General features: G+C 70.1%; 19 protein-coding genes. 11 read left to right on the forward strand and 8 right to left on the reverse strand.

Annotation, left to right across the window (positions count from 1 at the left end; translation table 11 throughout):
* The 4 genes from VFQ64_RS03425 to VFQ64_RS03440 form a co-directional block, all read right to left on the reverse strand.
* Entirely contained in the window at positions 1–1,518 is a 1,518-nt protein-coding gene (locus VFQ64_RS03425; protein ID WP_325101895.1) for an XrtA system polysaccharide chain length determinant, read from the reverse strand.
* A gap of 13 nt (positions 1,519–1,531) precedes the next feature.
* Positions 1,532–2,164: an XrtA/PEP-CTERM system exopolysaccharide export protein gene (locus VFQ64_RS03430; RefSeq protein ID WP_325101896.1), complete on the reverse strand. Its 633-nt coding sequence runs from the start codon at positions 2,162–2,164 to the stop codon at positions 1,532–1,534.
* Positions 2,165–2,390: 226 nt separating this feature from the next.
* Positions 2,391–3,596, reverse strand: a complete 1,206-nt coding sequence (locus tag VFQ64_RS03435) for a pyridoxal-dependent decarboxylase, exosortase A system-associated (protein WP_325101897.1) — start codon at positions 3,594–3,596, stop codon at positions 2,391–2,393.
* Positions 3,593–5,299: an acyl-CoA ligase (AMP-forming), exosortase A system-associated gene (locus VFQ64_RS03440; RefSeq protein WP_325101898.1), complete on the reverse strand. Its 1,707-nt coding sequence runs from the start codon at positions 5,297–5,299 to the stop codon at positions 3,593–3,595. The genes VFQ64_RS03435 and VFQ64_RS03440 overlap by 4 nt, the downstream gene beginning before the upstream one ends.
* A gap of 86 nt (positions 5,300–5,385) precedes the next feature.
* Between VFQ64_RS03440 and VFQ64_RS03445 the strand changes: the two genes are divergently transcribed.
* From VFQ64_RS03445 to VFQ64_RS03455, 3 genes are read left to right on the forward strand one after another with little or no spacing between them, the layout of a single operon-like run.
* Entirely contained in the window at positions 5,386–5,658 is a 273-nt protein-coding gene (locus tag VFQ64_RS03445) for an acyl carrier protein (protein ID WP_325101899.1), read from the forward strand.
* Between the two features lie 10 nt (positions 5,659–5,668).
* A complete protein-coding gene (locus tag VFQ64_RS03450) occupies positions 5,669–6,421 on the forward strand; it encodes a hypothetical protein (protein WP_325101900.1) in 753 nt (250 codons plus the stop codon).
* Positions 6,409–7,203 (forward strand): hydrolase 1, exosortase A system-associated, encoded by a 795-nt coding sequence (locus tag VFQ64_RS03455; RefSeq protein WP_325101901.1) that lies wholly within the window; start codon positions 6,409–6,411, stop codon positions 7,201–7,203. The genes VFQ64_RS03450 and VFQ64_RS03455 overlap by 13 nt, the downstream gene beginning before the upstream one ends.
* Positions 7,204–7,207: 4 nt before the next feature.
* Here VFQ64_RS03455 and trxB read toward each other — a convergent pair whose 3' ends face one another.
* Positions 7,208–8,215, reverse strand: a complete 1,008-nt coding sequence (gene trxB, locus VFQ64_RS03460) for a thioredoxin-disulfide reductase (RefSeq protein WP_325101902.1) — start codon at positions 8,213–8,215, stop codon at positions 7,208–7,210.
* A 71-nt stretch (positions 8,216–8,286) separates the two neighbouring features.
* Here trxB and VFQ64_RS03465 point away from each other — a divergent pair, with 71 nt between their 5' ends.
* From VFQ64_RS03465 to VFQ64_RS03485, 5 genes are all read left to right on the forward strand, one after another.
* Complete coding sequence (locus VFQ64_RS03465; RefSeq protein ID WP_325101903.1) at positions 8,287–10,569, forward strand: FdhF/YdeP family oxidoreductase; 2,283 nt, start codon at positions 8,287–8,289, stop codon at positions 10,567–10,569.
* A complete protein-coding gene (locus VFQ64_RS03470) occupies positions 10,566–11,063 on the forward strand; it encodes a molybdenum cofactor guanylyltransferase (protein WP_325101904.1) in 498 nt (165 codons plus the stop codon). Before VFQ64_RS03465 ends, VFQ64_RS03470 begins: the two co-directional genes overlap by 4 nt.
* Positions 11,060–11,848: a formate dehydrogenase accessory sulfurtransferase FdhD gene (gene fdhD / locus VFQ64_RS03475; RefSeq protein WP_325101905.1), complete on the forward strand. Its 789-nt coding sequence runs from the start codon at positions 11,060–11,062 to the stop codon at positions 11,846–11,848. Before VFQ64_RS03470 ends, fdhD begins: the two co-directional genes overlap by 4 nt.
* Before the next feature lie 9 nt (positions 11,849–11,857).
* Positions 11,858–12,559 (forward strand): peptidylprolyl isomerase, encoded by a 702-nt coding sequence (locus tag VFQ64_RS03480; RefSeq protein ID WP_325101906.1) that lies wholly within the window; start codon positions 11,858–11,860, stop codon positions 12,557–12,559.
* Positions 12,560–12,662: 103 nt separating this feature from the next.
* Complete coding sequence (locus tag VFQ64_RS03485; protein ID WP_325101907.1) at positions 12,663–13,745, forward strand: SPL family radical SAM protein; 1,083 nt, start codon at positions 12,663–12,665, stop codon at positions 13,743–13,745.
* Positions 13,746–13,747: 2 nt separating this feature from the next.
* Here VFQ64_RS03485 and VFQ64_RS03490 read toward each other — a convergent pair whose 3' ends face one another.
* Positions 13,748–14,719, reverse strand: a complete 972-nt coding sequence (locus VFQ64_RS03490) for a quinone oxidoreductase (RefSeq protein WP_325101908.1) — start codon at positions 14,717–14,719, stop codon at positions 13,748–13,750.
* 75 nt (positions 14,720–14,794) lie between these two features.
* On the opposite strand from VFQ64_RS03490, the gene VFQ64_RS03495 reads away from it, so the two are divergent.
* From VFQ64_RS03495 to VFQ64_RS03505, 3 genes are read left to right on the forward strand one after another with little or no spacing between them, the layout of a single operon-like run.
* Positions 14,795–16,219: an aldehyde dehydrogenase family protein gene (locus VFQ64_RS03495; RefSeq protein ID WP_325101909.1), complete on the forward strand. Its 1,425-nt coding sequence runs from the start codon at positions 14,795–14,797 to the stop codon at positions 16,217–16,219.
* A gap of 58 nt (positions 16,220–16,277) precedes the next feature.
* The gene (locus tag VFQ64_RS03500) at positions 16,278–16,544 is read left to right on the forward strand and encodes an AbrB/MazE/SpoVT family DNA-binding domain-containing protein (protein ID WP_325101910.1); all 267 of its coding nucleotides are present in this window, start codon (positions 16,278–16,280) and stop codon (positions 16,542–16,544) included.
* Positions 16,541–16,942, forward strand: coding sequence for a PIN domain-containing protein (locus tag VFQ64_RS03505; RefSeq protein ID WP_325101911.1), 402 nt, complete (start codon positions 16,541–16,543; stop codon positions 16,940–16,942). The genes VFQ64_RS03500 and VFQ64_RS03505 overlap by 4 nt, the downstream gene beginning before the upstream one ends.
* On the opposite strand, the gene VFQ64_RS03510 is transcribed toward VFQ64_RS03505, so the two are convergent.
* Both VFQ64_RS03510 and VFQ64_RS03515 read right to left on the reverse strand, forming a co-directional pair.
* Positions 16,936–21,060, reverse strand: a complete 4,125-nt coding sequence (locus VFQ64_RS03510; RefSeq protein ID WP_325101912.1) for a translocation/assembly module TamB domain-containing protein — start codon at positions 21,058–21,060, stop codon at positions 16,936–16,938. The two genes, VFQ64_RS03505 and VFQ64_RS03510, sit on opposite strands and share 7 nt — an antisense overlap.
* On the reverse strand, positions 21,057–23,000 hold the full coding sequence (locus VFQ64_RS03515; RefSeq protein WP_414712857.1) for an autotransporter assembly complex protein TamA: 1,944 nt from the start codon (positions 22,998–23,000) through the stop codon (positions 21,057–21,059). Before VFQ64_RS03515 ends, VFQ64_RS03510 begins: the two co-directional genes overlap by 4 nt.
* Between the last annotated feature and the right edge of the window lie 34 nt (positions 23,001–23,034).

Consider the following 23,034-nt stretch of genomic DNA (forward strand, 5'->3'; position numbering starts at 1 on the left):
TCACGCGGCGATCCCACGCTGGAGGAGCTCGACGCCGAGCAGCAGCGCGTACGCCGCGGCGAGGCCGCCGACGCCGCCGGCGAACAGCTTCAGCTTGCGCTGGCGCCGGTCGGCCTGGACGCGCGTGACCATCTCGCCGATCGCGCCCAGCACCGGCATCGCGGCGGCGCGCTCCAGCTTCAGGGTCGTCGCGAAGGTCGGGCGCAGCTGCCCCATCGCGAACGCGGCGCCGACGCCGGCGGCGATGCCCAACAGCAACACGCCGGACAGCAGCAGCATCCGATTGGGGGCGGCAGGCGTGCGCGGCGTGGTCGGCGGGTCGATCACGGAGAAGCGGACCTGCCCGGTCTGCGACTGCGCCGCGCCGCGCAGGTTGATCTGTTCGCGCTGTGTCAGCAGCTGGTCGTACTGATCCTTGAGCACTTGATAGTCGCGCTCGATCCGGCCCTGTTCGGCCGCGACCTGCGGGTCGATCGAGAGCTTGGCGTTGAGCTGGTCGAGGTCGCTCTGCAGCTGCGCCCGGCGGATGCGGAGCGACGCGACGGCGGCCTCCTTCTCGGCGCGCATCGTCTGCAGCGACATGTACATCGGGTTGGGCGTGCCGACGCCGGCGCCACCGCCGGTCAGCGGCTCGCCGCGCGCGGCGGCGTTGGCGGCGGCGAGTTGGCCGCGCAGGGCGATCACGTCGGGATGGTTCTCAGTGTAGCCGCGCGTACGCGCGTCGGCGAGCTGGCCGTTGATCGCCTGTAGCCGCGCGCGTGCCGGGCCGATGCCGGCGGCAGTGCCGGCGCCAGCAATCGTAGCGGGAGTGGATGCCATCTGACCCTGCACCGCCGCCAGCGCGGAAGACGCGGCGGCGAGATCGCCATCCACGACGCCGAGCTGCTGACGCGCCGCGCCGATCCGGTCGGCGACGGAGCCGGTGCCGGGCAGCGAGCCGAGATAGCGGTTCTGGAAATCGGCGCGCTTGGCCTCCGCATCGGCGAGCGCCTTTTGCCGCTGCTCCAGCTGCGCGTCGAGGAAGCGCAGCGACGACGCGGTCTGCGTCCGGTCACCGGCGAGGTTCGCCTCGACGAAGACGTCGATCAGCTTCTGCGTGACGGTGCGCGCCAGCTTGGGGCTGGTCTGGGTGGTGGTGATCTCGAACAGATTGTCCTGCTGCGGCGTCACCTTGATGTTGAGCATTAGCGCGGCGACCCGGTCAGCGACGTCGCGCTCGCTGGCGACGGTCGCGGCGAGATCGGTGCCGCGCACCACCTTTTCGAGGTTGACCGCGCTCACCAGCGTCTGGCGGATCTGGTCGCCGCCGTTGGATTGCGTCGGCATGCCGTTCATGGTCGGCGGCAGCAGCTGCTGCGACTGCACGAAAATACGCGCGCGGCTCTCATATTTGCTGGGGATCTGCGACACGATCAGCCAGCCGAGCAGGCAAACGCCCCACGCGACCGCCAGCGCCAGCCAGCGCCGCGTCCAGATGGAGTGCAGCGCCAGCCGCACCTCGTCATAGATGTTCCCCACTGGGCGTTATTCCTCAGAACATCGATTCGGGGATGATGATGACGTCGCCCGGCTCGAGGCGGACGTTCGCCTTGGAATCGCCCTTCTTCAGCAGGCGACCGACCTGGATCTGATACTCACGCTGCTTGCCGGTGTCGCGGTCGTAGCGGACCAGCTTCGCCTTGTTACCTGCCGCATATTGGGACAGTCCGCCGACCGCGATCATCGCGTCGAGCAGCGTCATGTTGGCGCGGAACGGGATCGAGGCGGGCTTTTCGGTGGCGCCGACGATGCGAACCTGCTGGCTGAAAGTGCCGGAGAAATTCTCCACGATCACCTGGACGATCGGATCCTTGATATATTCGCCCAGCGCCTTCTTCATGTCGTCGGCGAGCATCGCGGGCGTCTTGCCGACCGCAGGCATGTCCGCGATCAGCGGCGTGGTGATGCGGCCGTCGGGACGGACCTGGACCTTCGACGACAGCTCCGGATTGCGCCACACGAAGATGTTGAGCTGATCCAGCGGGCCGATCACATATTCCTCGCCCGGCCGCTCCTGACCCGCGACGTAGGACGCGGGCGGCAGCTCGGTGCGGCCACCGCTGGTGCAGGCGCTCAGCGCCGTCGCGGCGAGGCCGAGGATGAGGGCGGACCGGGCAACACGCATTCTTGACCTCCTCGCGGCCCCGAATGGGACCGACAGAACAGGCTCCCCTCTTGCGCGGGAGAGGTGAAGATCGGGTTAGCTTTGCCGCAGGAGGAAGCTCAGACACCTGAGGCTTCGTCACCCTGAACTTGTTGCAGGGTCCATGCGCGACACCCTCGACACGGGGCCGCCGTGAAAGGAGCGTACGTCGCGCATGGATGCTGAAACGAGTTCGGCATGACGGATGCTAACTAGCCAGAAACTCCACCGCCGGGGGATGCCCGAGGAACGTCGCCGGACTCGCGGTCGCGCCATAGGCCCCGGCCAGGAACACCGCGATCAGATCACCGGCCTCCGCCTTCGGCAGGCCAACATGGTCGCCCAGCCGGTCTAGCGGCGTGCACAGCGGCCCGACCACCGACACCTCCTCCGCCGCCGGCTCGCCCATCGCGCGGGCGAGCGCGAGCGGGTAGTTGCGGCGCACAACGGTGCCGAAATTGCCGGTGGCGGCGAGCTGGTGGTGGAGGCCGCCGTCGCAGACCAGGAATGTCTCCCCGCCCGACTCCTTCCGGTCGACGACGCGGGTCAGGTACACGCCCGCCTCGGCGACCAGCCACCGGCCGAGCTCGATCGCATAACGCGCCGGCCGGCCGGCGAGCGCGGCAGTCAGCGCGGCGCCGATTCGTTCGACGTCGAGCGGCGTGTCGCCGGCGAAGTAGGGCACGCCGAACCCGCCGCCCAGATTGACCAGCGGCGCGGGCGCCCCCGCCTCGTCCGACAGCCGGTCGGTCAGCGTCAGCGTCGCCCCGTGCGTGTCGATGATCGCCTGCGCGTCGAGCGCCTGGCTGCCGGCATAGACGTGCCAGCCGCGCCACTGTGCCCCCGCCGCGATAACACGCCGCGCCAACGCGCCGGCGCGCGCGGCATCGACCCCGAACGGCGACGGCCGCCCGCCCATCCGCATCCCCGAGCCGCGCAGCTCCACGTCGGGATTGATGCGGATCGCCAGGTGTGGGGTGACGCCCACGCGCGCGGCGGCTGCCAGCGCGCGATCCGCCTCGCCCTCCGACTCTAGGTTGAGCGTCGCGCCGGCCTCGATGGCGGCGGCCAGCTCCGCGTCGCGCTTGCCGGGGCCGGCGAAGCTGATCGCCGCCGCCGGCTTGACGTCGAGCGCGCGCCTCAGTTCGCCGGCGGAGGCGACGTCGAGACCATCGACCAGCGGCGTAATTGCCGCGAGCAGCGGCGGGAACGGATTTGCCTTGATGGCGAAGTGAAGATCGACGGAAGGGAACGCCTCGCGGAACCGGGCGATACGAGCAGCGACGACCGCCGGGTCGTAAACGAAGCAGGGAGCGCCGGCCTGCTCCGCCCAATGCGACGCAGAGCGCCCGGCGATGTGGAGCTCGCCCTGCTGGTGCGCAAACTCCGGCGGAATGGGGCCGGTGGGTTTCACGCGCTCTTCCGCGGCGAAGGCCGGGGTCCAGTTTCCGGATGCCGGGTTAGAATGTCCTCGCTCTTCAGGTCCATGGCAGCTGCGCCTTGGCCTTCGCCGGGGAGGAGCTTCGCGACGACTTCGTCCCGGATTGCCGCCCGATCGAGCTTGCCGTTGGCATTCCGCGGCAACGCCTCGCGCCACTCATATCGCTGCGGCTGCTGATAGCTCGGCAGCTCCGTCCGCAGCCGCGCGCGCAGGTCCACCTCGCGCGCCGCGTCGCCCGTCACCACCACCACGACCGCCTGCCCCAGCCGCTCATCCGGCACCCCCAGCGCCACCGCCTCGCGCACCTCGCCGCCCGCGAGCACGGCCTCCTCGATCTCCTGCGGACTGATGCGATTGCCGGCGGACTTGATCATCTCGTCGTCGCGACCGACGAAGCGGATCAGCCGGTCCGCGCCCGCGACGACCGTATCGCCTGACCACGCGGCCAAGCCGCCTGAAGCAGACCAAGCAGGCGCGGGGCGAAAGCGTTGGGCAGTCCGCTCCGCGTCCTGCCAGTAACCCTGCGCCACCAGCGGCCCGGCATGGACCAGCTCGCCCGGCTCGCCCGCGCCCGCCCGCTCGCCGTCGGCGCGCACCACCATCACCTCGGCGAACGGAATGGCGGTGCCGATCGATTCGGGATTGGCGTCGATCAGCGCGGGCGGAAGGTAGGTCGAGCGGAACGCCTCGGTCAGGCCATACATCGCGAAGAGATCAGCCTGCGGAAACCGGCTGCGCAAACTCCGCACCAGGCGTGGCGTCAAGGCACCACCCGTGTTGGTCAGCCGTCGCAACCGTGCCGCCGTGGCAGTCGGCCACTCCGCCTCCAACAGCTGTACCCATAGCGGCGGCACACCCGCCAGCGTCGTGGCTTCATACCGGTCCACCGCCTTAACCACGTCGCGCGGCGTCATATAGTCGAGCGGTGCCACGCTCGCGCCCGCGTACCAGGTCGAGAGCAGCTGACTCTGCCCATAATCGAAGGAGAGCGGCAGGACGGCGAGCACCCGGTCGGCCGGTGTCAGCTGCAGGTAATGGGCGACCGATACCGCCCCGAGCCAGAGATTGGCATGCGACAGCATCACCCCCTTGGGGCGACCGGTGGAGCCGGACGTATAGAGAATGGCCGCGAGGGATGCGGGATCGGCCGAGGACTTGGCCATACAACCCTGCCCCTCCATCCACCCCCGCAAAGGCGGGGGCTCAGTTGCGACGTCCTCTGAAGCGTCGCGCGCCCTCGCCAGCGCATCGCTCCTGGACCCCCGCCCCCACGGGGGTGGAAGTTGTGCTTCATCGACGACCGAACACCCGGTCGGCACATCGCCCGCCTCCATCGTCGCCGCCCGCGCGTCCTGTGTCACCACCAGCCCTGCGCCGCTGTCGCCGAGGATATGCGCCACCTGCGCGCGACGCAGCGCCGGGTTGACCGGCACATGCACCAGCCCCGCCCGCGCCGCCGCCAGTGGCATCAGGCAGGCGACCCGCGTCTTGGGCAGCCAGGTCGCGACGCGGTCGCCCGGCGCGAGCCTCGCCGCAAGCCACGCCGCCATTGCGCCGACCGCCGCCTCACCTTGCGCGAAGGTCATCGTGCCCTCGCGATCGATTAGCGCCACGTCATCCGCCGCGCCGCGCAGGACGTGGTCGAGCGGCCAGGGTGTCGGATCGAGCGGGACCATCGCACCCACCCATAGCGCGCAAGCGTTGCCCATTTCACCCCCGCCCGATAGAGCCGCGCGCACTTTCCCCGTCGAGGACGCGCCGCTTGATCCCTGAAGGTTCGCAAGAGGTCGCCGCCGCCGTGCGCGCGGTGCTGGGCGATGTCCTCGGCCTGTCGCCGGAGCGCACCGCCGCGTTTACCGCCACCACGCCGCTGTTCGGCGCGCTGCCGGAGCTCGATTCGATGGCCGTGGCGGGCGTGCTGACCGAGCTGGAGGATCGCCTGGGCATCACCATCGAGGACGACGAGGTCGATGGCGAGATGCTGGAGACGTTCGGCGCGCTGACCGCCTTTGCCGCGCGCAAGGCGCTGGTCTAACCTCGCGCCGGTGAGCGCCGGCCCCCGCATCGACAGCTATCAATGGAGCGGCGGCCGCGAGGCGATGCTGCGCTTCGGGCCGGAAAGCGGGCCGATGGTAGTGGCGGCGCTGCCGCTGCTCGAAGAGGCGAACCGGACACGCGCATTCGTGGTGACGATCCTGCGCCTGCTCGCGGAGGAGGGGATCGGCGGCGTGTTGCCCGACCTGCCGGGCACGGGCGAGAGCCTTGTCCCGACCGAGCGGATGCGCCTGCCCGACCTGCGAGCTGCGTTCGCGGCGGCGGCACACGCGGCTGGAGAGGGGGTGTTCGGTGTCGCGGTCCGTAGTGGTGCGCTGCTCGATGCGGATGCCGATCTTCTGGGTCGCTGGTGCCTCTCGCCGCAGTCGGGCAAGGAACTGCTGCGGGAATGGCGACGCGTCGCCGGCCGCGCCCTAGATGCCGAGCTAGTCGAAATTGGCGGCAATCTGCTCAGTTATCCACTTGTGGAGGACTTCGCCGGCATCCACCCGCGCGAAGGCCGGGGTCCAGGATCGGCGCACTCTGAGGGAAGCACGCCCTCCCCGATCCCATCGCAACTGGCCCCCGGCCCACGCCGGCTTGGGACCACACGGGTAGTGCGGTTCTCCAGCGATCCGCGCGACGCGGACCTGAAGGTGGACGGCTCACCGCTTTGGCGTCGCGGGGAGCCGGAGAACGATTTTCCTCTTGCCCAGGCACTTGCGGCCGATATCGCACGATGGATCGCAACATGCGGCGGCTGATTGCCTTCGACAGCAGCGGCGAAACGTTGATCGGAACGCTGGACCTCCCCGAGCAGCTCCCCACGATCGGCGTGCTGATCGTCTCCGGCGGCAACGAGGTCCGGCAGGGCGCGCATCGCGGCATGGCGATGCTGGCCGCAGAGCTGTCGTCGGCGGGGCTCGCCGTGCTCCGCTTCGATCGGGCCGGCATCGGCGACTCGACCGGCGAGAATGGCGGCTGGGCGGCCGGCGCGCCTGACATCATCGCCGCCGGCCGGCTGCTGACGACGGAGGCCGGGGTCGCGCGCGTGCTCGGCGTCGGCAATTGCGACGCCGCAGCCGCGCTGGCGACGTTCGGACGCCGGCTGGGCATCGACGCGGTGGTCCTCACCAATCCGTGGCTCGGATCGGAGGCCGACAGCCTGCCGCCGGCCGCCGCGATCCGGGCGCGCTATCGGGAAAGGCTGGTCGATCCCGATGCTTGGCGCCGTCTGCTTAGAGGGAAGGTTAGCCTGCGCAAGCTCGTCGCAGGGATCGGCAAGCTGGCCCGCAAGCCGCCGAGGCCCGAGCTCGCCGCGCGCATTCTCGACGGCATCGCCGCCTGGGGAGACGACGCCACGATCGTGCTGGCCAGCGGCGACGCCACCGCCATCGCCTTTGCCGACGCGGCGGCCACCCGGCCGTTCCGGACCCACCGGCTCGATACCGCGTCACACAGCTTCGCGGGGGCGGACAGCCGCGTGCACCTCTTGGGGATCGTCACGTCGGAAGCGTACCGGCTGCGCGCGGCCCGCATCGCCTAGCGGGTTACCAGGTCGCCTCGGCGTTCTCTTTCGGGCGCGCAGGCGCCGCGGCCGCGGCCTTGTCCGACTCATATTCGGCGTGCGCGAGGAACCGCTCCGCGTCGAGCGCGGCCATGCAGCCCGTCCCCGCCGCGGTCACCGCCTGGCGATAGATCTTGTCGGCCACGTCGCCGCACGCGAACACGCCGGGGACGCTGGTCCGGGTCGAGCCCGCTTCGACCGCGATATAGCCGTCCGCGTCGAGCGCCAGATGGCCGTCGAACAGCGCCGTCGCCGGATGGTGGCCGATCGCGACGAAGCCGCCGTCCACGTCAAGTCGGCTATGTTCGCCGGTCACCGTATCCTCCAGATCGAGCGCGACCAGTCCCGCCGTGCCGCCGCCGTCCACGAACTCGCGCACTTCCTTGTTCCACAGCACCGTGATGCCGGGATGCGCGTGCAGCCGCTCCTGCAGGATGCGCTCGGCGCGCAGCGTGTCGCGACGGTGGATCAGCGTCACGTCAGGCGAGTGGTTGGTCAGGTACAGCGCCTCCTCGACCGCGGTGTTGCCGCCGCCGATCACCGCGACCTTCTTGCCGCGATAGAAGAACCCGTCGCAAGTGGCACAGGCGGAAACACCTTTACCTTTCATCGCCTCCTCGGACTCGAGCCCCAGCCACTTCGCCTGCGCACCGGTGGCGATCACCAGCACCTCGCCCTCGTAGGCGTCGCCGCCGTCCCCGGTCAGGCGGAACGGGCGGCGCGAGAGGTCGACTTCGGTGATCGTATCCCACGTCATCGTCGTGCCGACATGCTCCGCCTGCTGCTGCATCTGCTCCATCAGCCACGGACCCTGGATGACGTCGGCGAAGCCCGGATAATTCTCGACGTCGGTGGTGGTGGTGAGCTGCCCGCCCGGCTGGATGCCCTGCACCACGATCGGCTTCAGCCCGGCGCGCGCGCCATAGATCGCGGCGGACAGCCCGGCGGGGCCCGAGCCGAGGATGAGCATGCGGGTCGTGTGAATGGTCATGCCGACGATCTAGGCTACGCGGCTGCGCTTTTCCATGGCACGGTTCCCGCCTGCCATCGTTGGAAAGCGTCATGAGCGATAAGGTCGAGATCAAGCCCTATACCGGTCCGGCGGGCGGCTGGGGCTCGGTGAAGAGCCTCGCCAAGATCGGCCTGCGCGAGCAGTCCGGGCCCGAGGTGCTGAAGGAGCTGACCCGGCAGAACAAACCGGACGGCTTCATGTGCGTCAGCTGCGCCTGGGGGAAGCCCGCGCATCACCACCCCGCGGAGTTCTGCGAGAACGGCGCCAAGGCGACGGCGTGGGAGCTGGCGCGCTTCCGGGTAACGCCGATCTTCTTTCAGAAGCACACGGTGCGCGAGCTGACGGCGTGGCGCGACCATGATCTGGAACAGGCCGGCCGGCTGACCCAGCCGATGCGATACGATGCGAGCAGCGACCGCTATGTCGCTGTCTCCTGGGAAGAGGCATTCGTGGACATCGGCGCGAAGCTCAAAGGCTACGACCCGGCCAAGGTGGTCTTCTACACCTCCGGCCGCGCCAGTCTCGAGACCAGCTATATGTGGCAGCTGCTCGCGCGCATGTACGGCAGCCACAATCTGCCCGACTCTTCGAACATGTGTCACGAGACCACATCGGTGGGGCTGAAGGCGTGCATCGGCTCGGCGGTCGGGACGATCCACCTCGAAGACTACGACCATTGCGACGCGATCTTCTATTTCGGGCAGAACCCCGCCACCAACAGCCCGCGCTTCCTCCACAATTTGCGGTCCTGCGCAAAACGCGGTGTGCAGATCGTCGTGTTTAACCCGCTCAGGGAGCGCGGGCTGGAGCGGTTCACCGATCCGCAGAATCCGATCGAGATGGCGACCGGCGGCGAGACCCGGATCGCGACGCAATATCATCAGGTCAAGGCCGGCGGCGACATCGCCGCGATGCTGGGGATCATCAAGCACGTCGTCCGGCTCGACGACGAGAGCGGCGGCGCGGTGTTGGACCATGCCTTTATTGCGCAGCATACCAATGGCTTCGGGGCTGTTGCGGACAAGGCGCGTGAAACCGACTGGGACGAGATCGAGCGCGAATCTGGCCTGACCCAAGGGGCGCTCGAGGCCGCCGGCGCGGTATATGCGCGATCGAAGGCGGTGATCTGCGTCTATGGGATGGGCCTGACGCAGCACCGTCACGGCATCACCAACATCCAGATGCTGGTCAACCTGATGCTGCTGCGCGGCAATGTCGGCAAGCCCGGCGCGGGCTTTGGTCCGGTGCGCGGCCACTCCAACGTCCAGGGCCAGCGTACCGTCGGCATCACCGAGAAGCCCGAGCTGATGCCGCTCGACCGCCTGGCGCGCCAGTTCGACTTCGAACCGCCGCGCGAACTCGGCTGGGACACGGTCGCGACCTGCGAAGCGGTGGTAAGTCGCGAGGCCAAGGCGTTCCTGGGATTGGGCGGCAATTTTGCCCGCGCAGCGCCGGACACCGACACCATCGAAGCCGCGTGGCAGGATCTCGACCTGGTCGTGAACATCGCCACCAAGCTCAACCGCACGCATCTATGGCCCGGCGAGACGACCTATCTCCTGCCCTGCCTTGGCCGCATCGAGCTCGACCGGCAGGCGACCGGCGCGCAGCTGGTGACGATGGAGGACTCTTTCAGCCGCATCTACCCGTCCCGCGGCCGGGCGACGCCCGCGGCCGAGACGCTGCTGAGCGAGCCCGCGATCGTCGCCGGGATCGCCAAGGCGACGCTGCCGCCGAACCCGCACGTCGACTGGGACGGCTGGGTCGGTGATTACGGGCTGGTCCGCGACGCGATCGAGGCGACCTTTCCGGACCTGTTCGCCCGCTTTAACGAACGCCTGGATATACCGGGGGGCTTTTGGAAGGGCGTCCCGGCGGCGCATCGCGAATGGCGCACCGACAGCGGCCGGGCGGAGTTCAACGTGCCCGAGGTGATGAACGCGACCGGCTTCGACGAGGTTGAGGGCCGGTTCCGGCTGGTGACGCTGCGCTCCAACGATCAGTTCAACACCACCGTCTATGGCTATGACGACCGGTTCCGCGGCATCAAAGGGACGCGCCACGTCGCGATGATGAACCGGCGCGACATGGCGGCGCTCGGCGTCCGCGACGGCGAGATGGTCAGCCTGGTGGGCGACTATCGCGGCGAGGGCGGCGACAATGCTGACAAGCGCATCGCCGGCCTGCGCGTTGTCGCCTATGACATCCCGCGCGGGTGCATCGCCGGCTATTATCCGGAGCTAAATCCGCTGATCCCGATCGCGCACCACGCGCTGGAGAGCCATGTGTTGGCCGCGAAGAGCATCCCCGTGCGGGTGGAGAAGGCCGCGTGATCCTCGGTGCGGTATTGATCGGCGGCCGCTCCTCCCGCTTCGGCTCGGACAAGGCACGGGCCGAGTGGAACGGGCGCGCGCTCGCCGATCATGCCGCGGCGGTGATCGGACAGCATGTCGATCGAGTCGTGCTGGTCGGCGGGGATAGCCTGCCCGACCTGCCGCGCCCGCACCTCGGCCCGCTCGGCGGCATCGCCGGCGCGCTCGACCATGCCGCGAGCCACGGCTTCGCGTCCGTACTGACGATCGGCTGCGACATGCCGAGTGTCTCGTCGGAACTGCTGACGGCTTTATTGCGCCGGGCACCCGCCTTCTGCGGCGACGCCCCCGTGCTCGGTCACTGGCCGGCGGCGCTCGGCGCGCAGCTGCTCGCCTGGGTCGAGGGCGAGGACCGCTCGGTGCGGGGCTGGGCCCGCCAGATCGGCGCCTTGCCGATCGCGTCCGAGGTTCCGATCGGCAACGTGAACCGGCCCGCGGACCTGATGGCGCTATGACGTCGTCGCGGGTCGAGCCCGCGCTGACGCTGCGGCCCGGCAGCACGGTCGAGGGAGAGCGACGGCTCGCGGTCGAAGCGGCGGTCGCGATCGAGGTGGACGGGCTCGGCTATGCGGTGATGATGATGACCCCCACCGACCTGGGCGCCTTCGCGGTCGGGTTCATGCTGACCGAGCGGCTCGCCGACACGGCTGTCGACGTGATCGACGTCGACGTCTTCGAGGGTGAAGACGGGTGGATCGTCCGGGTGACGCTGGCGAAACGCTGCGCCGGCCGCATCCACGATCGCGTCCGCCATCGCACCAGCGACACGAGCTGCGGGCTGTGCGGCATCGCCGGGTTGGAGCAGCTGCGCCGGCCGGTCCGCGCCCGCCCTCCCGCTCCGCAGGCGACTTCTGCCGCGCTGTTCGCCGCGCTGGGGCGATTGCGCGGGCACCAGCCGCTCAACGCGGAGACCGGTGCCGTCCATGCCGCCGCGGCATGCGATGCGGACGGCCACATCCTGCTCGCCTGCGAGGATGTCGGCCGCCACAACGCGCTCGATAAGCTGATCGGGACGCTGGCGCTGTCGGCGACGGCAGCAGACTTCCTCCTCGTGACCTCGCGGCTCAGCTTTGAGATGGTCGACAAGGCGCTGGTCGGGGGTGTGCCGATGCTGGTCGGGGTATCCGCGCCGACCACGCTGGCGGTGGAGCATGCGCGCGAACATTGCCTGACGCTGGTGGCGCTCGCCCGCGATGACGCCATGCTGGTGATGCATGATCCGTGGGCTCTTTTCGGCTAGAAAGCGGCGATGATTCGACTCGCCCTCGTCGCCCTCGCGCAGGTCTTTCCGACCATGCCCGCCCCTGCTCCCACTACCACGGTTGCCCCCGCGCCTAAGCCCGCGACCGTCCGCGTCGCGCTGACCACGACGCTCGGCCGCATCGTGCTGGAGCTGGAAAAGGAGCGCGCGCCGATCACCACTTCCAACTTCCTGCGCTATGTCGACGGCAAGCGACTGGACGGTATCACCTTCTACCGCACGGTAAAGGTACAGCCCGACTTCGGCTTCATCCAGTTTGGGGTGCAGAACGCGCCCAAGCGCGTGCTGCCGCCGATCAAGCACGAGCCGACCACGCAAACCGGTGTGCAGCATGTTGACGGCGCGATCTCGCTGGCGCGGCTGGCGCCGGGCACAGGGGCGGGCGACTTCACGATCAGCGTTGGCGACCAGCGGCCTTCGCTCGACGCCGATCCGAAGCGGCCTGGCGACAACCTCGGCTATGCGGCGTTCGGGCGCGTGGTGGAGGGCATGGAGGTGGTGAAGCGCATCCTCGACGCCCCCGTGGCGACCGGTGGGCACTTCAAGGGCGAGCAGATCGCGCAGCCGGTGGTGGTGACGAGCGTACGGCGGGTGGCGATGACGGCGTCGCCGGTGCCGGCCGCCGCGATCACTCCGGCTGCCGCATCCACCCCGGCGAAGGCCGGGGGCCAGGCACCACCCAGCCGGTAAGGGCGCGAGTACCTAAGTTACGCCGCGGCCCGAAACTGGACCGCGGCCGTTGCCGGGGTGGATGCTGCTGGCATCGCCGAGACCTTCTCCGCGTTGACATGGCATGCCAACCGCCGCTCCGCTCTCCCCGTCCCGCCTCTGGCTCCCCAAACGTCTGCTGGCCACCAAGTCCGCGCTGACCTGGGACCACGGCCGGGCCATGGCGGACCGGGCCGGCGCGCTCGGGGTGGACGTGGTCGAACTTCCCACCGACCGCCTCAACCTCGCCGTCTCCGACGACCCCCGCCGCGCCTATGCCGAAGCGAAGCGGACACTGGCGCTAGTGGTCGCCCCGCCGTCCAAGCGCCGCCTGCAGCCGATCGCCCCGTCCGCCGACTGGCGCGTCGATCTGGCGGAGGGGTGCCCGGCGCATTGCAGCTATTGCTACCTCGCCGGCAGCCTGAAGGGACCGCCGATCACGCGCGTTTACGCCAACTTGCCCGAGATTGTTGAGGAGCTGCCGAAGCATCTGGGTCTCGGTAAGGTCACCTCGCGGTCGCGTACGCGCGCACACGAGGGCACGACCTTCGAGGCGAGCTGCTACACCGACCCGCTCGGGATCGAGCATCTGACCGGCAGCCTTGCGGCGCTGATCGGCTTCATGGGCGCTTGGAACGCGGACGCGCAGCTTCGCTTCACCAGCAAGTTCGACGCCGTCGAGCCGTTGCTGGCGCTTCCGCACGGCGGCCGCACCCGGATGCGCGCCTCGGTCAATCCGCCACGCTTTGCTCGGTTCGAGGGGGGTACCAGCCCGGTGGCGCGGCGGCTGGCGGCGCTGCGTCGCATGGCACAGGCGGGGTACCCGGTCGGGCTGACGATAGCGCCGATCATTGCCGCCGAGGGTTGGGAGGACGCGTACGGGCAGCTGATCGTCGACGCCGGCAGCGCGCTCAACGACGTGCCGGGACTGGACCTGACTGTCGAGCTCATCACCCACCGCTTCACGCCGGGATCGAAGGCGGTGCTCGACAGCTGGTATCCGGGCTCCGCGTTGGAGATGGACCCCGCCGCACGGACAGAAAAGCGCACCAAGTTTGGCGGCGTCAAGCACGTCTATGACGCCGACATGATGCGGACGCTGCGCCGCTTTTTAGAGGCGGAGATCGTAAAGGCGCTGTCGACCGCGCGCATCCTCTACTGGACTTGAAGCTACGGCAGCAGCACCGTACTCCCCTGCGTACCGCCCTTCTCCAGCGCACGATGCGCCTCCGCCGCCTCCTTCAAAGCAAAGGTCTGGCCGATCTCCGGCCGGATCGCGCCGTGCGCCAGCATCGCGAACACGCGGTCGGCCAGCGCCTGCCGCTCCGCCGGCGTCACCGCATAGTCGAACAGCGTCGGGCGGGTGACGAACAGCGACCCGTGGCGGGCCAGGATACCGAGGTTGACGCCCGCCACCGGCCCGCTGGCATTGCCATAGCTGACGATCAGTCCCCGCCGCGAGGCACTCGCCAGCGCCGCCGGCCAGGTCGCCTGGCCGACACCGTCGAGCACGACGGGCACACCCGCGCCGCCGGTGATCTCGCGCACCCGCGCCGCGATGTCCTCGCCGCTCAGCAGCACATGGTCGGCCCCCGCCGCCTGTACGCGCAGCGCCTTGGCCTCGGTGCTGACCGTGCCGATCACGGTCGCGCCCGCTGCCTTAAGCCAGCCGACCAGCAGATGCCCGACCCCGCCGGCCGCGGCCGTCACCAGCACCGTCTGCCCAGGCCGGACGCGCGCGCACTGCTCGACGAGGAACGCCGCCGTCGCGCCCTTGAGCATGAACGCCGCCGCCGTGCGATCGTCCACCGCCTCCGGCAGGCGCACCAGCTGCTCCGCCGCGACGTTGCGCGCGGTGGCATAGGCGCCAAGCGCCCCGCTAAACACGCCCGCGCGATCGCCCAGGCGCCAGTCCGCCACGCCCTCACCCACCGCCTCGATCGTGCCCGCCGCCTCGATCCCCAGCCCGCTCGGCAGCTTGAGCGGATACAGCCCGCCCCGATGATAGGTGTCGATGAAGTTCAGCCCGACGGCGCCGTGCCGCAACCGTACGTCGCCTGGGCCGGGCGGCGACAGGTCCACCTCGTCCCAGCCGATCACCTCCGGCCCGCCGGTCCGGTCGATGCGTGCGACGTGCTCCATCGGCATACTCCGTTTCCGGTTGCAACGCTTCGGTGTGCAACGCATGGCGCTCCCAAACAAGGTTGGAGAGCGAGCATGAACAGCTACCTCAAGCACTATATCGCTGGCCAGTGGGTCGAAAGCGACGGCGGCCGGACATACCAGGTCATCAATCCCGCGACCGAGCAGCCGGTGACCGAGATCACCTTCGGCAGCGCCGCCGATGTCGACAAGGCCGTCGCAGCGGCGCGCGCTGCATTTGAGAGCTTCTCGCAGACGACGGTCGCCGAGCGCGCCGCGCTGCTCGGCCGCATCATCGAGGAGTACAAGGCGCGCATCCCCGACCTTGCCAAGGCGGTCAGCGAGGAGATGGGCGCGCCGATCGGCTTCGCGCAGGCGGCACAGGTGCCTGCGGGGCTGGGCTATTTCATGACCACGCTGAAGGCGCTGGGCGAGTTCCAGTGGGAGGAACGCGTCGGCAAGGCGCGCGTCGTGCACGAGCCGATCGGCGTCGTGGCGATGATCACGCCCTGGAACTGGCCGCTCAACCAGATTTGCGCCAAGGTCGCTCCGGCGATTGCGGCCGGCAACACGATGATCCTAAAACCGTCGGAGGAATGTCCCTCCTGCGCGGTGATCCTGGCGGAGATCATGGACAAGGCGGGCGTCCCCGCGGGCGTGTTCAACCTCGTCAACGGCGACGGGCCCACCGTCGGCGCGGCGCTGTCGGCACACAAGGATGTCGACATGGTCAGCTTCACCGGCTCGACCCGCGCGGGCGTCGCGGTGGCGCAGGCCGCCGCGCCGACCGTCAAGCGCGTCCATCAGGAGCTGGGCGGCAAGGCACCGAATCTGGTGCTGGAAGGTGCGGACCTGGCGCAGGTACTGCCGCCGACGGTGCAGGGCGTGCTCGCCAATTCGGGCCAGAGCTGCATCGCCCCCACCCGCCTGCTGGTCCATGCCAGCCAGCTCGATCAGGCGACTGCGGTGGTCAAGCAGATCATGGAAGCCGCACCCGTCGGGGACCCCTCCGAGATGGGCGCGCATATCGGCCCGGTCGTCAACAAAGCGCAGTTCGACAAGATCCAGGAGCTGATCCAGTCGGCGATCGACCAGGGCGCGACGCTCGTCACCGGCGGCCCCGGCCGCCCGGAGGGCCGCAATGCCGGTTACTACATCAAGCCGACCGTGTTGGGCGACGTGACGCCACAGATGCGGATCTGGCGCGAGGAGACGTTCGGCCCGGTGGCGACGATCACCCGCTACGACGGCGCGGACGAGGCGGTGCGGCTCGCCAACGACACCGACTATGGCCTGTCGGCCACCATCTCCGGCGATCCCGCCGAGGCGGCGAAGGTCGCGCCCAAGCTGCGCGCGGGACTGGTGTCGATCAACAGCTGGTCGGGCGGCGGCGGTACCCCGTTCGGCGGCTACAAGCAGTCGGGCAACGGCCGCGAGGGCGGGAAGTACGGCCTCGCCGATTTCTGCGAGCTGAAGACGATCGTGGGCGAGCCGGCCTGACGTTGCACGCCTCCGTGCTCACGCGTATATACGGGGGGGGGGCACGGAGGTCACGGCGATGGGCATTCACATCGATACGCGAACGTTCAAGAGCGGAAACAGCGTAGCCGTGCGTCTGCCTCGAGAACTCGGTTTTGAGGCCGACGTGGCGGTCCGATTGGAGAAGGTCGGCCGCAACATTCATGTGAAGCCGTTGCTCGATCCCGTCGAGGAGAAGCGACGCCTGCATCGGATGGTAGAACGGCTGCGGGCGATTGGACCACCTGATCCAAGCGGACCGCGTGAACCCATCGAGTTCCCGGATCGACCCGGCCTGTACGATTGACATACCTGCTCGACACGAGCGTCGCTATCCATCTGCGCGATCGGGAGCCGGGCACGCTAGACCGCCTGCTCGCGGGCGGTTCGGTGCCTTACGTTTCGCTCTTGACCTTGGTCGAGCTAGAAGGTGGTGTCACGGGAGCGGAGGATGAACAGGCCCGTAGAAGGACCAGCCTTGATGCGTTGGCGCTAGAATTGAGGATTATCGGTTTCGATGCAGAGGTCGTCGGTGCCTATCGAGAGATCATCGGTGCGATCGGGTTCTCCCGCCGTCGCGTCATCGATCGATTGATCGCAGCCACCGCGCTCGTTCACGACCTTACTATCATTACGATGAACGGTGCCGACTTCCGCGACGTGCCCGACCTCAAGCTGGAAATCTGGCCCGCGCCCGGTCAATAATCCCGTGACACCCGGACGTTGGCGCTCTGCCGCCCTAGGGTCGAGATGCTCGACAGCAGCGACAGCCAGCGGGTGACCTGGAACTCGACTCGGGTTGCGGAATAGCCCTGACCGTCGGTGACGATCTCCGCGTACAGGCGGCGCGTGATGTATTTGCCGGCCGCGATCGACGTCCCCTGCCCGGTCTGCGGATCGGCGGGCAGGATGCGCAGCCGGTCCAGCCCCGCCGCCCGCCGGACAGCGTTGATCGGGTTCAAGCCCTCGCCGCCATTCTGCAGCGCGGCGACCGCTGCGGCGAGCTGCAACGCCTCGGGCGCCGACAGGTTGGTGATCGAGGTGCCGAACAGCAGGCGCGACAACAGCTCGTCCTCGGGCAGCGCGGGGATGCTGCTGAAGCCGATCTCCGGCTTCAGCGCGTTGCCGGTGACGCGGATCGCGGCACTGATGCCGTTGCCGTCGGCATTGGCCTGGATGTCGAGCGCCGGGTTAGCGGGCACGTCGCCGGTGAAGCGGATGATGCCGCGTTCCAACTCGAAATCACGGCCGGCGAATTCATAGTCGCCCCGGACCAGCGTCGCGCGGCCGGTGATCGCCGGGTTGCGCGGCTCGCCGCCGATCTCCAGGTCGGCGGCCCATTCGCTCGACAGGCCAAGCCCGCTGACCATGACGCCAGTGGCCGCGCGCGCCCGCAAGGCCAGCCGCCAGGGCACGCGTGGCGCCAGATCTTCCTCGCCGCCGTCGGGCAGGTTGATCTCGCGGACGCGCAGGCGCGGCACGGCGGTCGCGGCCGTCGCCTGGCCGAGGCGATAGCGCGCGCGGTCGAGTACCACCTCACCGCCGATCGTGCCCCCGCGCCCGTCCGAGCGGAAGGTGAGCGGGCCGGTGACGGTCGCGCCGATATCGTCGCGGTTGATCATCACCGCGTTCCTGGCATCGACGCGAAGGTCGATGCCGATGCCGACGCCGCTGCGAGGCGCGAAGTCGAACTCGCCCGCGCCCGACACGCTACCGCCGCGCCCCGCTTGTGCCGCAAAGCGGTCGATCACCAGCCGCGAGCCGCCAAAACGGCCGGTCGCCTCGACGCCGGTGAGCACGGTGCCGCTGGTGGCGCTTTCGATCCGCGCGTTCTGCGCCCGCACCGCGCCGCGGATGACGGGTGCGGCAAGGGTGCCGTTCAGGTCCGCGCCGATCGCGACCGGCCCGGACAGGTCGAACAGCTCCACCCCCGTCAGCCGCCACAGCGTGTCCGCGGGCCCGGAATAGCGCAACTGCGCACGCATCGGCGCCTGGCGTAGCCGGGTGACGAGATCGCCACCGGCGAGCGGCGTCAGCAGCCCCTGCGCTCGCCCGATCGTCTTGCCCCCGGACGCGATCACCGCGCGCATGCCCAGCCGGTCGGCCGAGAGTACGCCGGCGATGCCGAGATCGACCGGTTGCGAGGTCAGCACCAGCCCCGAGCGGGACAGCCCGCGCACGGTCATGTCGAGCCGCCCGGTCGGCGCGGCGCCGGTCGCGGTCAGATAGCTGAGCGTGCCCGACGCCGTGCCTCCCAGCCCAAGCCCGGGATAGCCGATGTCGAGGATCGCGAGCGGCATCCGCGTCAGGCCGGCGTCGATCGCGGAGCGCTGGCCGGTGAAGCGCCCGCCGACCCGCGCCTCGCCGCCGGCGAAGCTCAGCCGCGTCGGCGACAGCCGCCAGCCGTCACCCTCCCGCGCGAACACCGCCGGTTCGAGCAGACGCAGCGGCCGGCGGTCGAGCGTGCCTTGCGCGGAGACCGCGTAGCGATCGGGGCCGACCTGCGTCACCGACTGTATGACGAACGCGCGCCCGCGCGTGCCCGCGACCGCCGCGCGCACCTCGCCGACACCGCTGACCAGCCGCGCATTGCCGGAGAAACGCGCGAGCCGCAGTGCCCCCCGCGCCAGGCCGGAGCCGGTCGCGGTCGCCTCCAGCCGGGTGCCGGCGGGGTCGAGCAGGGCGGTCAGCTCCAGCCGCCCGCGTCTGAGCGTCGCGGCCTCCCCGAGCCGCGCATCGGTCGCGTCGAGGCGCAGCTGCACCTGCTGCAACGCGCCCACCGGCTGCAGCTGCACCATCCCGGCAAGCCCGCCGCCGGCGACCTGCAGCCGCCCGTCGAAGCCGCCCGGCACGATCGCGAGCATGCCCGAGGCGCGGGTGCCGCTGACGTTGAGCGCGGCAATGTTGACCGCCGCCTGCCCGCCACGCGGCAGCAGGATCGCGCCACCGGCGGTGAACGGCCCTAGCCGCGAGCCGCCGGCCGCGCGAAAGGCGAAGCCCTCGGGCATCGGATCGAGATGCGCCCGCACGTCGCTCAAGCCCAGCGCCGCATTCGGCCGCGCGAAGCGAAGGTCGAGTGTCGGCCGCTCGATGCGGCCGTCGAGTACCAGCGTCAGCGGGCCATAACTCCGCTGCGTGCCGCCGCCCTCGAAGTGGAACGTCCCGTCGCGGCGCCGATAGCCGTCGCCGGTCAGACGCAGCGCGGGCGCGGTCAGCACCAGGTTGCGGAAGTGGAGAATACCGTCCGGCGTCCGCTCCAGCGCCGTCTCGATCCGCGGCAGGCCCCCGGCGAGGGTGCGGAAGAAGGCGTTGTCGAGCCGCAGCACCTGCGCGGTGCCGCGCCCGATGACGCGCGTGCCTCGTCCCGCCGGGTTGGGCACGATGCGCAAGGTGGAGCGCACGTCGACGATGCCGAGGCGGGGGATGAGATAGCGGTTGAGACCGCCGTTGAGATCGACCTGATAGCGGCCGGTGCGCAGGTCGACCTCCAGGTTCAACGTCCCGCTCAGCTTGTCCGAACTGAAGCGCAAGCCGTTGCCGATCGCCTGCGCCGCGGTGACCTTCAGCGCACCGTCCACGTTCAGGTTGCGCAGGATGCCGCCCGCGACGTCGCCGACGCCGGTCACCCGCGCGGCATTGAAGCGGACCGGCACCGTCACCGGCGCGCGCGACAGCCGCCCCCTGCCGCTGGCGAAGGCGTTCTCGAATCCCGTCTTGTCGAAGGCGAACCGCTCTGCCTCCAATCGGTAATCGAACCGCGCGGTCGCAAATGCGCCGTCGAGCACCATCCGCCCCCGCAGGTTGCGCGCGGTCATGTTGCCGAACAGCGCCGGCGGTTGCAGCAGGCTCGCACGCACCCGGACGTTGCGATAGGCCGACGTGGCGAGGTCGAGCGCACCTACCGCATCGAGCGCGATCGATGGCGTGCGCAGCTTCAGCGTGCCGTCGAGCCTGCGGTTCGCCAGTCCCGCTTCGCCATCGACCAGGATGCGCGGGGCGGTCAGCCGCTGGAGCTTGCCGCGCAGCAGCGTGGTCGGCGCGACCTGCCCGGTGAGCCGATAGCGTCCCGAGGTCGCGGCGAGCGCCAGGTCGATCACCGGCCGCCCGCCGAGCCGGCCCGTAGCGGTGCCGGCCCATTTGGTCCAACCCCCGTCACCGCGAATGTCGAGCGCCACCGGTCGCCCGAAGCCGGTCAGCTTCGCCAGCGCGCCGTCCGCGGCGCCGCGTGCGGCGACGTCGATGTCGAAGCTGTTGCGGTCGGGCTCCGCATCCAGCTTGACCCGCAGCCGGTCGCTGCCCGCCACGACGGCGGCGAGATCGACCAGCGCACGCCCGCTGCGGATGTCGGCGCGACCCTCCACCCGCGCGACCCGCTCGGTGCCGAGCACCGGCTTCGCCAGCACCAGTCGCCCGACGCTCAGGCGCCCGATGCGGACGTCGAAGCCCGGCAGGATCGGGCCGGGCTTGGCCGGCGGGCGGGTGCGCGGCGCTCGCAGCAGTGTCGCCTCGCCGATCTCCAGCACGCGCAGATCAAGTCGGTTACTCGCCCACGCAAAGGGCGACCAGTCGAGCCGTGCCCTAGGCGTATGGAAGACCAGCCCGCCCAGGTCGTACACGCGCACATCGGTGAGCGTCGCGTCACCATAGATCGAGCCGTCGATCCGCCCGATCGTGATCCGCAGCCCACTGTTCGTCTCCAACTGCGCGATGCGATCGGCGAGCCAGCGATGGCCCGGCCCGGTGTCCACCCCGACCAGCGCGGCGGCGATCAACAGCACCAGCGCCAGCAGTCCGCCCAGCAGCCACCGTAACGCTCGCCTCAAAACGCCTGTCCCAGCGAGACATAGACCGCCACGCGCGCGACGCCGGGCTGCGGGTTGATGGGCGTGCCGATGTCGACGCGGATCGGGCCGAAGCTGGAATAATAGCGCACCCCGACCCCAGCGCCATAACGCAGCCCCGACAGCTTCGGCAGTACGCCGGTGGCGATGTTGCCGGCGTCCAGGAACGGCACCACGCCGAACGCGCCGAAGGTCTTGACCCGCGCCTCGATCGAGAACTCGACCAGACTGCGGCCGCCGATCGGATCGCCGTTCACGTCGCGCGGTCCGATGTCCTGATAGCCATAGCCGCGCACCGACGCGCCGCCTCCGGCATAGTAGCGTCGCGAGGGCGCCACCTGATCGCGCGGTGCGCCCAGGATCGAGCCGACCCGCGTCCGTGCCGCCAGCACCGTACTGCCGAACGGCTGGTACACGCTGGCGTCGATCTGCGCGCGGGTATAGCCGAACGCCGAGCCCTGCAGCGACAGCTCGGGGCTGAGCCGCCCGCCCAGCCGAAAGCCGCGCTGCGGATTGAGCAGGTCGTCGGAGCCGTCATAGGTGAGGCTGGTCGGCAGCGCCCCGATCAGGAACGTCCGCCGCCGGCCTGCGCCGGTCGACACCACGACGTCACGTTCGTCGGACGCCAGCAGTTCGGCGCCCAGCGACCAGGTCCAGGTCTTCTGGAAGAAGATATTGGTCTGCCGCTCGAGCGACGCGCCGATCGACAGCGTGTCCGCCTTAAAGGCGTCGCGCTCCAGATGCGCGGCGGCGATCTGCGCGGTCAGCACCCGGTCGCGCCCCCGGAAATTGGCGCGGCGCAGGACGAGGCTGCCGAGCTGCTCGCGGGTGCCGAGCACCCCGCGCACAGTCAGCGCGCCTTCGGGCGGGAACAGGTTGCGGTGGGTCCAGCTCAGCTCCGCGCGCGCGCCCTCGCCGGTGCCGTAGCCGAGCTCGCCCGCAATCGTGCGCGGCGGCGCGGGCTCCAGCTTGACCGCGATGTCGACCGTGTCGGCGGTGGCGCCGGGCACGGGCGTGACCTCGACCGAGGAAACGAGGCTGGTCTGGATCAACGCGCGGCGCAGGTCGAGCAGGGCGGTGTCGTCATAGGGCTGGCCGGGGCGGAAGCGAGCGATGTCGGCGACGTGATCGGCGCCGAACACCCCGTTATCGGGATTGGTCGTGATCCGCCCGAACCGCCGCGCGCCGCCCGGCGCGACGGAGAGCGCCAGCGTCGCGGTGCGCGCGGCGCGATCGACGACGATCTCCGGCTCGCCCACGCGCGCGAAGGGAAAGCCCTCGCGCCCGATCGCGGCCCGCAGTGCCGCCTCGCCGTTCGCGACCGCATCGGCATTGACCGGATCGTCGACGCCGATCCCGAACGCGCCGCGCAGCGTCGCCGCCTTGTCGCCGGCCGCCTCGACCCCGGCGAGCGTCACGCCGTTGAAGCGATACAGCGCGCCCGGCGTCGCCTCCAGGACCACCAGCGGCCGCGCGTTCGCGGGCGTCGGCGGCTCGATCCGCGTCGCCACGCGCGCGTCGTAATAGCCTTCGGCACGCAGCAGGGTGGTGAGCAGCTCGGCGTCCTCCCGCGCGCGCCGGTCGAGCTGTGCTGCGTTCGCCTCGTCGCCGTCATTCGCGTTGAGCGCGGAGAACTGGTCGAAACGCTGGCGCAGCACGTCGCCCGCGATCCCGTCGACGCCCTCTAGCCGCCAGGCGTAGCGGCGCTCGGCGGCCGCGTCGGTCTGCGCGTCGGCGGGGGTGGCGGGTTCCGCGGACAGGTCCGGCCAGTCGACGCCGATGCCGGGCAGCTCGGCCAGCGGCGCGGCCGGGTCGAGCGGCGCTTCGGGCGCGGGCGCGGTTTGAGCCAGCGCCGGCTGGGTCATGAGGACAAGCAAGGACGCAGCGGCCGCCGTCGCGGGCCGCCCCACGCGGTACACCATTACAGGTGCTTAGCCGCGCTTGCGCGCGCGCGAC

The sequence above is a fragment of the Sphingomonas sp. genome, assembly GCF_035714405.1.
Classification (GTDB): Bacteria; Pseudomonadota; Alphaproteobacteria; order Sphingomonadales; family Sphingomonadaceae; genus Sphingomonas.